Origin of the sequence: Citrobacter sp. Cpo221 (genome assembly GCF_030332345.1) — a bacterium.
Classification (GTDB): Bacteria; Pseudomonadota; Gammaproteobacteria; order Enterobacterales; family Enterobacteriaceae; genus Citrobacter; species Citrobacter portucalensis.
Genome location: NZ_JAOWIA010000039.1, coordinates 1 through 13,745, shown reverse-complemented (window position 1 = coordinate 13,745; position 13,745 = coordinate 1). Strand labels below are relative to the sequence as shown.

The 13,745-nt window shown below is 54.3% G+C and carries 13 protein-coding genes, 1 rRNA gene and 1 riboswitch; of the genes, 9 read left to right on the top strand and 5 right to left on the bottom strand.

The features are described 5' to 3' along the window. Positions 1-66: 66 nt before the first annotated feature. A riboswitch (TPP riboswitch) is annotated at positions 67-189 on the bottom strand. 50 nt (positions 190-239) lie between these two features. After that, positions 240-728: an Rsd/AlgQ family anti-sigma factor gene (locus OGY72_RS08090; RefSeq protein WP_003826892.1), complete on the bottom strand. Its 489-nt coding sequence runs from the start codon at positions 726-728 to the stop codon at positions 240-242. A gap of 96 nt (positions 729-824) precedes the next feature. On the opposite strand from OGY72_RS08090, the gene nudC reads away from it, so the two are divergent. From nudC to OGY72_RS08060, 6 genes are all read left to right on the top strand, one after another. Next, positions 825-1,598 carry an NAD(+) diphosphatase gene (gene nudC / locus OGY72_RS08085; RefSeq protein ID WP_003033074.1) on the top strand — a complete coding sequence of 258 codons (774 nt, stop codon included), beginning with the start codon at positions 825-827 and terminating at the stop codon, positions 1,596-1,598. Between the two features lie 50 nt (positions 1,599-1,648). After that, the gene (hemE, locus tag OGY72_RS08080; RefSeq protein WP_003826889.1) at positions 1,649-2,713 is read left to right on the top strand and encodes a uroporphyrinogen decarboxylase; all 1,065 of its coding nucleotides are present in this window, start codon (positions 1,649-1,651) and stop codon (positions 2,711-2,713) included. 9 nt (positions 2,714-2,722) lie between these two features. Continuing rightward, on the top strand, positions 2,723-3,403 hold the full coding sequence (gene nfi / locus OGY72_RS08075; protein WP_079940060.1) for a deoxyribonuclease V: 681 nt from the start codon (positions 2,723-2,725) through the stop codon (positions 3,401-3,403). 33 nt (positions 3,404-3,436) lie between these two features. Then, on the top strand, positions 3,437-4,027 hold the full coding sequence (locus tag OGY72_RS08070; RefSeq protein ID WP_003842015.1) for a YjaG family protein: 591 nt from the start codon (positions 3,437-3,439) through the stop codon (positions 4,025-4,027). 186 nt (positions 4,028-4,213) lie between these two features. Next, entirely contained in the window at positions 4,214-4,486 is a 273-nt protein-coding gene (gene hupA / locus OGY72_RS08065; protein WP_001044509.1) for a nucleoid-associated protein HU-alpha, read from the top strand. 11 nt (positions 4,487-4,497) lie between these two features. Next, positions 4,498-5,190 (top strand): DUF1481 domain-containing protein, encoded by a 693-nt coding sequence (locus tag OGY72_RS08060; RefSeq protein WP_286547549.1) that lies wholly within the window; start codon positions 4,498-4,500, stop codon positions 5,188-5,190. Positions 5,191-5,251: 61 nt separating this feature from the next. Here the strand turns inward: OGY72_RS08060 and zraP are convergent, their stop codons facing one another. Beyond that, positions 5,252-5,695, bottom strand: coding sequence for a zinc resistance sensor/chaperone ZraP (zraP, locus tag OGY72_RS08055; RefSeq protein ID WP_063942036.1), 444 nt, complete (start codon positions 5,693-5,695; stop codon positions 5,252-5,254). A gap of 18 nt (positions 5,696-5,713) precedes the next feature. Next, positions 5,714-5,902, bottom strand: a complete 189-nt coding sequence (locus OGY72_RS08050) for a hypothetical protein (RefSeq protein WP_149282155.1) — start codon at positions 5,900-5,902, stop codon at positions 5,714-5,716. A 57-nt stretch (positions 5,903-5,959) separates the two neighbouring features. On the opposite strand from OGY72_RS08050, the gene zraS reads away from it, so the two are divergent. Further along, complete coding sequence (gene zraS, locus OGY72_RS08045) at positions 5,960-7,345, top strand: two-component system sensor histidine kinase ZraS (RefSeq protein WP_286547544.1); 1,386 nt, start codon at positions 5,960-5,962, stop codon at positions 7,343-7,345. A gap of 5 nt (positions 7,346-7,350) precedes the next feature. After that, positions 7,351-8,676, top strand: coding sequence for a sigma-54-dependent response regulator transcription factor ZraR (gene zraR / locus OGY72_RS08040; protein ID WP_149282153.1), 1,326 nt, complete (start codon positions 7,351-7,353; stop codon positions 8,674-8,676). On the opposite strand, the gene purD is transcribed toward zraR, so the two are convergent. Beyond that, complete coding sequence (purD, locus tag OGY72_RS08035; RefSeq protein ID WP_286547543.1) at positions 8,673-9,962, bottom strand: phosphoribosylamine--glycine ligase; 1,290 nt, start codon at positions 9,960-9,962, stop codon at positions 8,673-8,675. The genes zraR and purD overlap by 4 nt on opposite strands. 15 nt (positions 9,963-9,977) lie before the next feature. Next, positions 9,978-11,567: a bifunctional phosphoribosylaminoimidazolecarboxamide formyltransferase/IMP cyclohydrolase gene (gene purH, locus OGY72_RS08030; RefSeq protein WP_003826795.1), complete on the bottom strand. Its 1,590-nt coding sequence runs from the start codon at positions 11,565-11,567 to the stop codon at positions 9,978-9,980. A gap of 624 nt (positions 11,568-12,191) precedes the next feature. On the opposite strand from purH, the gene OGY72_RS08025 reads away from it, so the two are divergent. Next, a 16S ribosomal RNA gene (locus tag OGY72_RS08025) occupies positions 12,192-13,733 on the top strand. Positions 13,734-13,745: the final 12 nt, after the last annotated feature.

Sequence of the window (13,745 nt, the reverse complement as noted above, 5' to 3'; positions counted from 1 at the left end):
AGTAAGGATATGGCTTGTCAGACGACGGATGAAGCAAGAGAGAAGCTCGCCCGGGGGCGATGCTATTGTAGATTGACTCTTGTTCCCTTCGCAGGTTTTAACCTGATCAGGTTCCGCGGATCCCGAATTAACGGTCTCAGCCTTTTCCACTCATGCTGCTGTGGAAAATAAGCACTCCGACAAGAAGTAACCTCAGTAAAGAGGTAATGAATGTAAACTACGCGTTAATGCCGTAAATCTCAAGCATGACGTTTGAGAGTGCTACTCTCGTGCATCGCGTCAAATACCAGCATGATCAGCTTATCTTCCAGCACGAATCGGGCTTCCAGTGCCTCGCCGAGATCTGATAAAACCTGTTGAAATTCAAGGAAGTTATCATGATCAATCGCCGTTTCCAGGCTGGAGTCATAGTAGTCCATGATCAGCTGCGTATTGGCTTCCAGCAGCGGCCAAATTTTTGTGGCTTTTAAAAGCTGCCCGTTCCCTTCCAATTTATGGAGAATACGTTCATAAATACTGAAGTGTCCGGTGGAGAGGTAATCGACCAGGCTCTGACAAAAATCATCCAGCGCCTTTTCATTGAGTCGCATGTACGATTCTTTGCCAGGCTTAATGCCAACCAGATTGTAGTAAGCCACGAGCAGGTGCTTACGTACATGTAGCCAGCGATCAACCAGTTTATTACTTCCTCCGACGTGCTCCGTCAGGCTTTCCAGCTGGTTTAGCATGATTGACTCCGCAAGATGGTGTTTAGGAACTGCTCACCCGTAAATGTAAAAATAATGTAAACAACATGCCTGTGAAGCAAAGGTTGCGCAAGAGATATGGATCGTATAATTGAAAAATTAGATAGCGGCTGGTGGATCGTCAGTCATGAGCAAAAGTTATGGTTACCTCATGGCGAGCTACCTTATGGCGACGCAGCCCGTTTTGATCTGATTGGTCAGCGCGCGCTGCCAATAGGCGAGTGGGAAGGGGAGACTGTCTGGCTGGTGCAGCAGCAGCGTCGACACGATATGGGGTCGGTGCGCCAGGTCATTGACCAGGATGTTGGCCTGTTTCAACTGGCCGGACGCGGCGTACAGCTGGCGGAGTTCTATCGCTCGCATAAATTCTGCGGCTACTGCGGCCATCCCATGCACCCGAGTAAAACGGAGTGGGCGATGCTCTGTAGCCACTGCCGTGAACGTTATTACCCGCAAATTGCCCCGTGCATAATCGTCGCTATTCGCCGAGATGATTCCATCCTGCTTGCCCAACATGTTCGCCATCGTAACGGCGTGCATACCGTACTGGCGGGTTTTGTCGAAGTAGGTGAGACCTTAGAACAGGCGGTGGCGCGTGAAGTCATGGAAGAAAGCGGCATCAAGGTGAAAAACCTGCGCTATGTCACTTCTCAGCCATGGCCGTTCCCGCAGTCTTTGATGACCGCATTTATGGCGGAGTATGATAGCGGCGAAATCGTCATCGACCCGAAAGAGCTGCTGGAAGCGAACTGGTATCGCTATGACGACTTACCGCTCTTACCCCCGCCGGGTACTGTCGCGCGTCGATTGATTGAAGACACTGTGGCAATGTGTCGGGCTGAGTACGAGTAAAGAGCGAGTGGTGATACACTGATGGACTGACGCAATAAGGAACTGCAAAAATGACCGAACTGAAGAACGATCGTTATCTGCGTGCGCTGCTGCGCCAGCCCGTTGATGTCACTCCGGTATGGATGATGCGCCAGGCAGGCCGCTATTTACCGGAATACAAAGCTACCCGTGCCGAAGCGGGCGATTTTATGGCGCTGTGCAAAAATGCCGAGCTGGCCTGCGAAGTCACGCTGCAGCCGCTGCGTCGCTATAAACTTGATGCCGCGATCCTCTTCTCGGATATCCTGACGATCCCGGATGCGATGGGACTCGGGCTGTATTTTGAAGCAGGAGAAGGCCCACGCTTCACCTCTCCGATTACCAGCAAGGCTGATGTCGACAAACTGCCGATCCCGGACCCGGAAGATGGGCTGGGGTACGTGATGAACGCGGTGCGCACTATCCGCCGTGAACTGAAAGGCGAAGTGCCGCTGATCGGCTTCTCCGGTAGTCCGTGGACGCTGGCGACCTACATGGTTGAAGGCGGCAGCAGCAAAGCCTTCACCGTGATTAAAAAGATGATGTACGCCGATCCTAAAGCGCTGCATCTGCTGCTTGATAAGCTGGCGAAGAGCGTCACGCTGTACCTGAACGCGCAGATCAAAGCGGGTGCGCAGTCGGTGATGATTTTCGACACCTGGGGTGGCGTGCTGACCGGTCGCGACTATCAGCAGTTCTCCCTGTACTACATGCACAAAATTGTCGATGGCCTGCTGCGCGAGAACGAAGGTCGTCGCGTACCGGTGACCCTGTTTACCAAAGGCGGTGGTCAGTGGCTGGAAGCGATGGCGGAAACCGGCTGTGATGCGTTAGGTCTTGACTGGACCACTGACATTGCCGATGCGCGTCGTCGTGTTGGTCATAAAGTGGCGCTACAGGGCAATATGGATCCGTCCATGCTGTATGCGCCGCCAGCCCGCATCGAAGAAGAGGTGGCGACAATTCTGGCAGGATTCGGTCAGGGTGAAGGGCATGTCTTTAACCTGGGCCACGGCATTCATCAGGACGTCCCGCCAGAACATGCGGGTGTCTTTGTGGAGGCGGTACATCGGTTGTCCGAACAGTACCACCGCTAAGGAGTCATCATGGATCTCGCGTCATTACGCGCGCAGCAGCTTGAACTGGCCTCTTCAGTGATCCGCGAGGATCGTCTGAAGAACGATCCGCCGGATCTGATCGGCGGGGCGGACGTTGGGTTTGAGCAGGGTGGCGAAGTGACGCGAGCCGCGATGGTCTTACTGAAGTATCCCACGCTTGAACTAGTCGAATACAAGGTGGCGCGTATCGCCACCACCATGCCCTACATTCCCGGTTTTCTCTCCTTTCGTGAAACCCCCGCGCTGATGGCCGCCTGGCAACTGCTCTCGCACAAGCCAGATCTGCTGTTCGTTGACGGGCACGGCATTTCTCACCCGCGTCGTCTGGGCGTGGCCAGCCATTTTGGCCTGCTGGTGGACGTGCCAACGATTGGTGTGGCGAAAAAACGATTGTGCGGCAAGTTTGAACCGCTCGCTGCTGAACCTGGTGCGCTAGCGCCGTTGCTGGATAAAGGCGAACAACTGGCATGGGTCTGGCGCAGCAAAGCGCGCTGTAATCCGTTGTTTATTTCTACGGGCCACCGCGTGAGTATGGACAGCGCACTAGCGTGGGTTCAACGCTGTATGAACGGCTATCGTTTGCCGGAACCAACACGCTGGGCGGATGCGGTGGCATCCGAACGCCCGGCTTTTACTCGGCTTGCAGCAAAAACGCCCCATATCGGGTAAACTGCGGCTAATTTCCGTATTTGAGAACTCATCATGTTACAAAATCCGATTCACCTGCGTCTGGAGAAGCTGGAAAGCTGGCAGCACGTCACGTTTATGGCTTGTCTGTGCGAACGCATGTACCCAAACTACGCCATGTTCTGCAAGCAAACTGAATTTGGCGATGGACAGATTTACCGCCGAATTCTGGATCTGATTTGGGAAGCGCTGACGGTTAAAGACGCGAAAATCAATTTCGACAGCCAGCTGGAAAAGTTTGAAGAGGCCATTCCTTCTGCAGACGATTACGATCTGTACGGTGTTTATCCGGCGATTGATGCTTGTGTGGCATTAAGCGAACTGATGCATTCGCGTCTTAGCGGTGAAACGCTGGAGCATGCAATCGAAGTTAGTAAGGCTTCGATTACGACGGTTGCGATGCTGGAAATGACTCAGGCTGGTCGCGAAATGACCGATGAAGAGCTCAAAGAGAACCCTGCCGTTGAGCAAGAATGGGATATTCAGTGGGAAATTTTCCGACTTTTAGCCGACTGTGAAGAACGCGATATTGAGCTGATAAAAGGGCTGCGTGCAGACCTGCGCGAGGCTGGCGAGAGCAATATTGGTATAAATTTTCAGCAATGACACCACAAAACGTGATTTAACGCCTGATTTGTCGTGCCTGAAGGCTTCCCATCCGCCCCCGGTCTGGTCTACATTTGGGGGGCGAAAAAAAGTGGCTATCGGTGCGTGTATGCAGGAGAGTGCTTTTCTGGCATTTCCGTCGCACTCGATGCTTAGCAAGCGATAAACACATTGTAAGGATAACTTATGAACAAGACTCAACTGATTGATGTAATTGCAGACAAAGCAGAACTGTCTAAAACACAGGCTAAAGCTGCTCTGGAATCCACTCTGGCTGCTATTACTGAGTCTCTGAAAGAAGGCGATGCTGTACAACTGGTTGGTTTCGGTACCTTCAAAGTGAACCACCGTGCTGAGCGCACTGGCCGCAACCCGCAGACCGGTAAAGAAATCAAAATCGCCGCAGCTAACGTACCGGCATTTGTTTCTGGTAAAGCACTGAAAGACGCGGTTAAGTAATTCGCGTGGCAGTGAACAGTTTTAACGAAGGGGCGGTTTCGCCCCTTTTGTCCATCTGGCGTCATACGCTTTGGCTTTCAGGTGTTCTGTTACTGTCTGCCTGCGGTAGCCATTCTGAGCTTCCTCCTTTCACGGCCAGCGGCTATGTTGGCGATCAGGGGGCGGTACGCATTTGGCGTAAAGACTCCGGTGACGATGTTCACTTGCTCTCGGTATTTAGTCCGTGGCGTAAAGGCGAAACTACTACCAGTGAATACCGCTGGCAGGGTGATTCGCTCTCTCTGATAGAACTCAACGTTTACAGTAAACCGGCTGAACATGTCCGTATACGCTTCGATGACCGGGGCGGACTGAGCTTCATGCAGCGTGAAGTCGACGGGCAAAAGCAGCAGCTTTCCAGCGATCAAATCGCGCTTTACCGCTATCGTGCCGATCAAATTCGTCAGACCAGCGATGCGCTGCGTCAGGGACGGGTGATATTGCGTCAGGGACGTTGGCATGCGGATAACACAGTCACAACCTGTGAAGGTGAAACGCTGAAGCCAGACCTGGAATCGTGGGCGATAAACCATATCGAGCGCCGCCAGAGACATTCATCCGTAGAGGTGAGTGTGGCATGGCTGGAAGCGCCCGAAGGGTCGCAGCTACTGCTGGTCGCCAATGAAGATTTTTGTCACTGGCAGCCTACAGCCAAAACTTTCTGAAAACCTGAATACAGGAAATCAGCAGGCCTGATCCGTATAGCGTCATCAGGCATTAAGTCTTTTACCAGTGACCCATTCCCATATGGCCGCCGCTGCGATGGTTACCGCCACCGCCGCATCCGCCGTAGCCCATTCCCGCGCCACGTGGCACGCCAGCCTGCGCCATTGCGACATCACGTTTAACGCGCTGCTCGTCCAGAGACTGATTCAACGCTTCCATCTCTTTTGCAACGGCGTTAATTTTTGCCGTGTCCGGCGAGCTGGCCGTTAATAGTGCATTGTACTCATAACGTTTGGATGTCAGCTGTTGGCGCAACGCGCTGGTCTGGGAATAATAATCATCATAGATTTTCTGTGCAGCAGCCTGCTGCTCAGCGGTCATTGGCGTACCACCCCGTTGCTGCATTCCATCACCATATCCCCAGTGATTCTGTGCCAGTACTGGGGTGGAGCCAAGTGCGATAAGAGAAAGTGCAATCAGTGCCAGTTTGTTGTTCCGTTTCATGGTTCGTTCTCCTGTTGGTTAGCTTACATTCCCTTTTGCATCTTCCGTGCCAAAGCGGCAATCCCAGTCCTGCGGGCGTTGTACTCGCTGTCTTTGCAGGGAAACGAGTAAAAATGACTCGCCAGAACGCGCCTGCGGGTCATTTTTACCCGTTACTTTCAGCTGTTTGTGTCTGAGGGCAGGGTTATCAGGGGGAAAAAATGGCATGATTTCTGCTGTATACCTGCAACGATGAAAGGAACTGGCGGGGTGAAGGGAGAACGTATGCGTCTTTATAAGGATACGGTGGCAAAGTGGTTGAGCCGACTCTTGCTGGCGGCAATCCTGATTTTGGTCGGCTGGTTTTCGATTATGACCATTCGGGACTATGGGCGGGAAAGTGGCGCCGCACGGCAAACGCTACTGGAAAAAGGCAGTGTGCTTATTCGCGCTCTGGAGTCTGGTACGCGCGTAGGCATGGGGATGCGCATGCATCATGCCCAGCAGCAGACGCTGTTGGAGGAAATGGCCGTACAACCTGGCGTGCTATGGTTTGCCGTCGTCGATGAGCATGGTGTCATTATTACCCACAGCAATTCCGCGATGGTCGGCAAAACGCTCTATTCATCGGATGTCCTGCGACAGCTTAGTCCTGGGGAGCAAGAAAGCTGGCGGAATATTGAAATTCCAGCGAGGGATGGTGAAAAAACGCCAGCACTGGAAATTTATCGCCAGTTTCAGCCGATGTATGGTCCAGGACGCCACGGCATGGCGCGCTGTGCCAGCAATGACGGGCAGCTTATCTCCCCAGCACAAACCATATTTATCGCCTTTGATGCCAGCGATCTGGCCGCGACTCAGGCAAGGGAGTGGCGTAACACACTGATAGTCCTGTCTGCGCTGGCGGCTGTGTTGCTGGCCACCGTGCTGACGTTCTTCTGGTATCAGCGCTATCAGCGCTCGTACAAAGAACTCCAGGATGCGATGAAGCGTAAAGAAAAACTGTTAGCACTTGGTCATCTTGCGGCTGGGGTGGCACATGAAATTCGTAACCCGCTTTCATCGATCAAAGGGTTAGCGAAGTATTTTGCCGAGCGAACCCCGGCAGGAGGCGAGTCGCACGAGTTGGCACAGGTGATGGCGAAAGAGGCGGATCGTTTAAATCGGGTGGTGAGCGAGTTGCTGGAGCTGGTGAAACCTGCACATCTGACGCTGCAACAGGTGGATCTCAATGAGGTTATCACCCACTCATTACACCTGGTGAGTCAGGATGCGGCAAGCCGGGAAATCCAGCTCCGCTTTTCGGCCAATTGTACGCTGCCCGCTATCCAGGCCGATCCCGACCGACTGACTCAGGTTTTGTTGAATCTGTATCTGAACGCCATTCATGCGATTGGTCGTCAGGGCACGATCACGGTTGAAGCGAATGAAAGCAGCGGCGAACGCGTTAAAATTGTGGTTACCGATACTGGGAAGGGGATTGCGGCGGAACAGCTGGAGGCCATTTTTACGCCTTACTATACGACCAAAGCTGACGGAACCGGCCTCGGGCTGGCGGTAGTGCAGAACATTATCGAACAGCACGGTGGCACCATTCAGGTGGCAAGCGTTGAGGGCAAAGGCGCGACCTTTACCCTTTGGCTGCCGACCAAAGCGAAACAACAGGATTAACAAGGATGACGCGCGGAAAAATCAATATTCTGGTGGTAGATGACGATATCAGCCACTGCACCATTTTACAGGCGCTGCTGCGCGGCTGGGGTTATGAGGTCGCGCTGGCCTATAGCGGGCGAGCGGCGCTGGAACAGGTGCGCGAACGCGTATTTGATTTAGTGCTGTGTGATGTACGCATGGCGGAGATGGACGGCATCGCAACGCTGAAAGAGATTAAAGCGCTGAATCCGGCGATTCCGGTCTTGATCATGACGGCGTTCTCCAGCGTGGAGACCGCCGTTGAGGCGCTTAAAACCGGGGCGCTGGACTACTTAATCAAGCCGCTGGATTTTGACCGTCTGCAGGAGACGCTGGAAAAGGCGCTGGCGCATACGCGGGAAACGGGCACTGAACTGCCATCGGCGTCGGCTGCGCAGTTTGGCATGATTGGCAGCAGCCCGGCGATGCAGAAGTTGCTCAATGAAATCGCGATGGTTGCGCCCTCGGATGCCACGGTGCTCATTCACGGAGACTCCGGCACGGGTAAAGAGTTGGTAGCCCGGGCGCTGCATGCCAGCAGCGCCCGTCGCGATAAACAGCTGGTGACGCTCAACTGCGCGGCGCTTAATGAATCGCTGCTGGAGTCCGAACTTTTTGGTCACGAGAAAGGGGCGTTTACCGGGGCGGATAAACGGCGGGAAGGTCGCTTTGTGGAAGCTGATGGCGGCACGTTATTTCTTGATGAAATCGGTGATATTTCACCGCTGATGCAGGTGCGTCTGCTGCGGGCTATCCAGGAGCGAGAAGTGCAGCGCGTTGGCAGCAATCAGACTATTGCCGTTGATGTCCGGCTGATCGCCGCCACGCATCGCGATCTAGCAGAGGAAGTCAGCGCCGGGCGCTTCCGTCAGGATCTCTACTATCGCCTGAACGTCGTCACCATTGAAATGCCAGCACTGTGCCAGCGCCGGGAAGATATTCCGCTGCTAGCCGAACATTTTCTCCAGCGTTTTGCCGCGCGTAACCGTAAAGCGGTGAAAGGCTTTACTCCGCAGGCGATGGATCTGCTGATCCACTACGACTGGCCGGGCAATATTCGTGAACTGGAAAATGCGATTGAGCGCTCGGTGGTGCTGCTGACGGGGGAATATATTTCCGAACGCGAGCTGCCGATGGCGATTGCCGCGACGCCGATAAAAACGGAATTCAGTGGCGAGATCCAACCGCTGGTGGATGTCGAAAAAGAGGTGATTCTGGCGGCGCTGGAAAAAACGGGCGGCAATAAAACGGAAGCCGCCCGTCAGTTAGGCATTACGCGTAAAACGCTGCTGGCGAAAATTTCGCGTTAGCGTTGCTCGCGTTCAATGGCGCGCCAGCCGATGTCGTTACGGCTGAAGCTGCCATCCCAGCGGATGTCGGTCATCAGGGCGTAAGCGCGTTTCTGCGCTTCAGCCACAGTATGACCCAGGGCGGTGGCGCACAGCACGCGACCGCCGCTGGTCAGTACGCGATCGTCATCGGCGAGTTTCGTGCCCGCATGGAACACTTTCCCGTCTTCTACTTCTTCCAGCGGCAGACCGTGGATCTCATCACCGGTGTTGTAGTTGCCCGGGTAACCTCCGGCGGCAATGACCACACCCAGCGAGGCGCGTTCGTCCCACTCGGAGGTTTTCTCATCCAGCTTGCCGTCGCAGGCGGCCAGGCAAAGCTCCACCAGGTCCGATTTCATGCGCAGCATGATCGGCTGGGTTTCCGGATCGCCGAAGCGGCAGTTGAACTCGATAACCTTCGGATTGCCCTGCTTGTCGATCATCAGACCCGCGTACAGGAAACCGGTGTAGGTATTCCCTTCCGCTGCCATACCTTTTACGGTTGGCCAAATAATGCGTTCCATGGTGTGCTGATGCACTTCATCAGTTACCACCGGCGCTGGTGAGTAAGCCCCCATACCGCCGGTGTTCGGGCCAGTGTCGCCGTTACCTACGCGTTTGTGGTCCTGGCTGGTGGCCATCGGCAGCACGTGCTTGCCGTCGACCATTACGATAAAGCTCGCTTCTTCGCCGTCGAGGAACTCTTCGATAACGATACGGTGGCCCGCATCGCCAAAAGCGTTACCTGCCAGCATGTCATGAACGGCGGCTTCAGCTTCTTCCAGCGTCATCGCCACGATAACGCCTTTACCGGCGGCCAGACCGTCGGCTTTGATGACGATCGGCGCGCCTTTCTCACGCAGATAGGCCAACGCTGGCTCAATCTCAGTGAAGTTCTGATATTCCGCCGTCGGGATCTGGTGACGGGCGAGGAAATCTTTGGTGAAGGCTTTGGAGCCTTCCAGCTGTGCAGCACCTTCGGTTGGCCCGAAGATCTTCAGGCCAGCGGCGCGGAACGCATCGACTACGCCAATCACCAGCGGCGCTTCCGGGCCGACGATGGTCAGGTCAATTTTCTCGTTCTGGGCAAAGCTCAGCAGAGCTGGAATATCGGTTACCGCGATAGCCACGTTTTGCAGTGCAGGTTCCAGTGCGGTGCCCGCGTTACCCGGTGCAACAAAAACGGTATCGACCAGCGGCGACTGCGCCGCTTTCCAGGCCAGGGCGTGCTCGCGCCCGCCGTTGCCAATCACTAATACTTTCATCGTCTGCTCCGTGGATTAATGGCGGAAGTGGCGCATGTCGGTAAAGATCATCGCGATACCGTGTTCATCGGCAGCGGCAATGACTTCGTCATCACGGATAGAACCACCGGGCTGGATAACGCAGCTCACGCCAACGGCGGCAGCGGCATCAATACCATCGCGGAACGGGAAGAAGGCGTCAGAGGCCATGGCGGAGCCTTTCACTTCCAGACCTTCATCGGCGGCTTTAATCCCGGCGATTTTTGCGGAGTACACGCGGCTCATCTGGCCTGCGCCTATGCCGATAGTCATGTTCTCTTTGGCATAAACAATGGCGTTGGATTTCACGAACTTGGCGACTTTCCAGCAGAACAGTGCATCGCGCAGCTCTTGCTCGGTCGGCTGACGTTTGGACACCACGCGCAGTTCGCCTTCGCTCACCATCCCCAGATCCCTGTCCTGAACCAGCAAACCGCCGTTAACGCGTTTGAAGTCGAGGCCCGGTACACGTTGTGCCCACTGACCGCAAGTCAGAACGCGAACGTTCTGTTTGGCGGCGGTGATTTTCAGTGCGTCTTCGGTTGCGGACGGGGCGATGATCACTTCCACGAACTGACGGGAGATAATTGCCTGCGCGGTTTCGGCATCCAGTTCGCGGTTGAAAGCGATGATGCCGCCGAACGCGGAGGTCGGGTCGGTTTTATAGGCGCGGTCGTAAGCGTCGAGAATAGAGGTACTTACCGCCACGCCGCACGGGTTAGCGTGCTTAACGATCACACAGGCTGGCTCGCTGAACTCTTTCACGCACTCCAGCGCCGCGTCGGTATCTGCGATGTTGTTGTAGGAAAGCGCTTTGCCCTGTACCTGCTGTGCGGTGGCAACGGACGCTTCTTTAACATTCTCTTCTATATAGAAGGCAGCCTGCTGGTGGCTGTTCTCGCCGTAGCGCATATCCTGCTTCTTAATAAAGTTCAGGTTCAGCGTACGCGGGAAACGCCCGGCGGCCTCTTTGCTCTCACCGTGGTAAGCCGGAACCATGCTGCCGAAGTAGTTGGCAATCATGCTGTCGTAGGCGGCGGTGTGTTCGAAGGCTTTAATCGCGAGGTCAAAGCGGGTTTCCAGAGTCAGGGAGCCTTCGTTGGCATCCATCTCTTTAATAATGGCGTCGTAGTCGCTGCTCTTCACAACGATCGCTACGTCTTTATGGTTCTTGGCAGCGGAACGCACCATGGTCGGGCCGCCGATATCAATGTTCTCTACCGCATCTTCCAGCGAGCAGCCTTCACGGGCGACGGTCTCGGCGAATGGATACAGGTTTACAACCACCATATCGATAGGGGCGATACCGTGCTGTTCCATAATTCCGTCATCCTGACCGCGACGACCAAGAATGCCGCCGTGGACTTTCGGATGCAGGGTCTTCACGCGTCCATCCATCATTTCCGGGAAGCCGGTGTAATCGGAAACTTCGGTCACTGGCAGACCTTTCTCCGCTAACAGGCGCGCAGTGCCACCTGTAGACAGCAGCTCCACACCACGTGTGGAAAGTGCCTGAGCGAATTCGATGATACCGGCCTTGTCAGAAACACTGAGCAGAGCGCGGCGGACTGGACGACGTTGTTGCATGGTAAATCCCCTGGATTTGACTATTACAGAGAGCGTTAGGTGAATTCTTGGCTAAAAACTCAGCTAACGCCCCTTACGGGGCATCCTTGTTGTGCGGGGGCATTGTAACGAAAACGTTTGCGCAACGCTCGCGAATTTTTAATTTTCGATTTTGACCTTTTCTTTTTCTGTTGAAGGAGGCTGATATAACGAGAGGATCGTAGAAACGATCGTGTGGTTTGTGGATAACTCTGTGTGTAAATGGGTATAAAGCGGGGTTTCGCTGTGGAATGCAGCAGTCAGTCATTTTTCTGTCATTTAAGGGTTGCGGGCCACAGGAAACTCCCTATAATGCGCCTCCATCGACACGGCGGATGTGAATCACTTCACACAAACAACCGGTTCGGTTGAAGAGAAAAACCTGAAAATGAGGGTTGACTCTGAAAGAGGAAAGCGTAATATACGCCACCTCGCGACAGAGCGCTAAAGCGCGTCGCAACTGCTCTTTAACAATTTATCAGACAATCTGTGTGGGCACTCGAAGATACGGATTCTTAACGTCGCAAGACGAAAAATGAATACCAAGTCTCAACGAGTGAACACGTAATTCATTACGAAGTTTAATTCATTGAGCATCAAACTTTTAAATTGAAGAGTTTGATCATGGCTCAGATTGAACGCTGGCGGCAGGCCTAACACATGCAAGTCGAACGGTAGCACAGAGGAGCTTGCTCCTTGGGTGACGAGTGGCGGACGGGTGAGTAATGTCTGGGAAACTGCCCGATGGAGGGGGATAACTACTGGAAACGGTAGCTAATACCGCATAACGTCGCAAGACCAAAGAGGGGGACCTTCGGGCCTCTTGCCATCGGATGTGCCCAGATGGGATTAGCTAGTAGGTGGGGTAACGGCTCACCTAGGCGACGATCCCTAGCTGGTCTGAGAGGATGACCAGCCACACTGGAACTGAGACACGGTCCAGACTCCTACGGGAGGCAGCAGTGGGGAATATTGCACAATGGGCGCAAGCCTGATGCAGCCATGCCGCGTGTATGAAGAAGGCCTTCGGGTTGTAAAGTACTTTCAGCGAGGAGGAAGGTGTTGTGGTTAATAACCGCAGCAATTGACGTTACTCGCAGAAGAAGCACCGGCTAACTCCGTGCCAGCAGCCGCGGTAATACGGAGGGTGCAAGCGTTAATCGGAATTACTGGGCGTAAAGCGCACGCAGGCGGTCTGTCAAGTCGGATGTGAAATCCCCGGGCTCAACCTGGGAACTGCATCCGAAACTGGCAGGCTAGAGTCTTGTAGAGGGGGGTAGAATTCCAGGTGTAGCGGTGAAATGCGTAGAGATCTGGAGGAATACCGGTGGCGAAGGCGGCCCCCTGGACAAAGACTGACGCTCAGGTGCGAAAGCGTGGGGAGCAAACAGGATTAGATACCCTGGTAGTCCACGCCGTAAACGATGTCGACTTGGAGGTTGTGCCCTTGAGGCGTGGCTTCCGGAGCTAACGCGTTAAGTCGACCGCCTGGGGAGTACGGCCGCAAGGTTAAAACTCAAATGAATTGACGGGGGCCCGCACAAGCGGTGGAGCATGTGGTTTAATTCGATGCAACGCGAAGAACCTTACCTACTCTTGACATCCAGAGAACTTAGCAGAGATGCTTTGGTGCCTTCGGGAACTCTGAGACAGGTGCTGCATGGCTGTCGTCAGCTCGTGTTGTGAAATGTTGGGTTAAGTCCCGCAACGAGCGCAACCCTTATCCTTTGTTGCCAGCGGTTCGGCCGGGAACTCAAAGGAGACTGCCAGTGATAAACTGGAGGAAGGTGGGGATGACGTCAAGTCATCATGGCCCTTACGAGTAGGGCTACACACGTGCTACAATGGCATATACAAAGAGAAGCGACCTCGCGAGAGCAAGCGGACCTCATAAAGTATGTCGTAGTCCGGATTGGAGTCTGCAACTCGACTCCATGAAGTCGGAATCGCTAGTAATCGTGGATCAGAATGCCACGGTGAATACGTTCCCGGGCCTTGTACACACCGCCCGTCACACCATGGGAGTGGGTTGCAAAAGAAGTAGGTAGCTTAACCTTCGGGAGGGCGCTTACCACTTTGTGATTCATGACTGGGGTGAAGTCGTAACAAGGTAACCGTAGGGGAACCTGCGGTTGGATCACCTCCTTACCTTAAAGAACC

Bases quoted from the DNA above. Each gene is read 5' to 3' on its own strand.
- zraS (WP_286547544.1), top strand. From the start codon at position 5,960: ATGCGTCTTTATAAGGATACGGTGGCAAAGTGGTTGAGCCGACTCTTG.
- OGY72_RS08070 (WP_003842015.1), top strand. From the start codon at position 3,437: ATGTTACAAAATCCGATTCACCTGCGTCTGGAGAAGCTGGAAAGCTGG.
- nfi (WP_079940060.1), top strand. From the start codon at position 2,723: ATGGATCTCGCGTCATTACGCGCGCAGCAGCTTGAACTGGCCTCTTCA.
- OGY72_RS08090 (WP_003826892.1), bottom strand. From the start codon at position 728: ATGCTAAACCAGCTGGAAAGCCTGACGGAGCACGTCGGAGGAAGTAAT.
- zraR (WP_149282153.1), top strand. From the start codon at position 7,351: ATGACGCGCGGAAAAATCAATATTCTGGTGGTAGATGACGATATCAGC.
- hupA (WP_001044509.1), top strand. From the start codon at position 4,214: ATGAACAAGACTCAACTGATTGATGTAATTGCAGACAAAGCAGAACTG.
- purD (WP_286547543.1), bottom strand. From the start codon at position 9,962: ATGAAAGTATTAGTGATTGGCAACGGCGGGCGCGAGCACGCCCTGGCC.
- nudC (WP_003033074.1), top strand. From the start codon at position 825: ATGGATCGTATAATTGAAAAATTAGATAGCGGCTGGTGGATCGTCAGT.
- zraP (WP_063942036.1), bottom strand. From the start codon at position 5,695: ATGAAACGGAACAACAAACTGGCACTGATTGCACTTTCTCTTATCGCA.
- OGY72_RS08050 (WP_149282155.1), bottom strand. From the start codon at position 5,902: ATGCCATTTTTTCCCCCTGATAACCCTGCCCTCAGACACAAACAGCTG.
- purH (WP_003826795.1), bottom strand. From the start codon at position 11,567: ATGCAACAACGTCGTCCAGTCCGCCGCGCTCTGCTCAGTGTTTCTGAC.
- hemE (WP_003826889.1), top strand. From the start codon at position 1,649: ATGACCGAACTGAAGAACGATCGTTATCTGCGTGCGCTGCTGCGCCAG.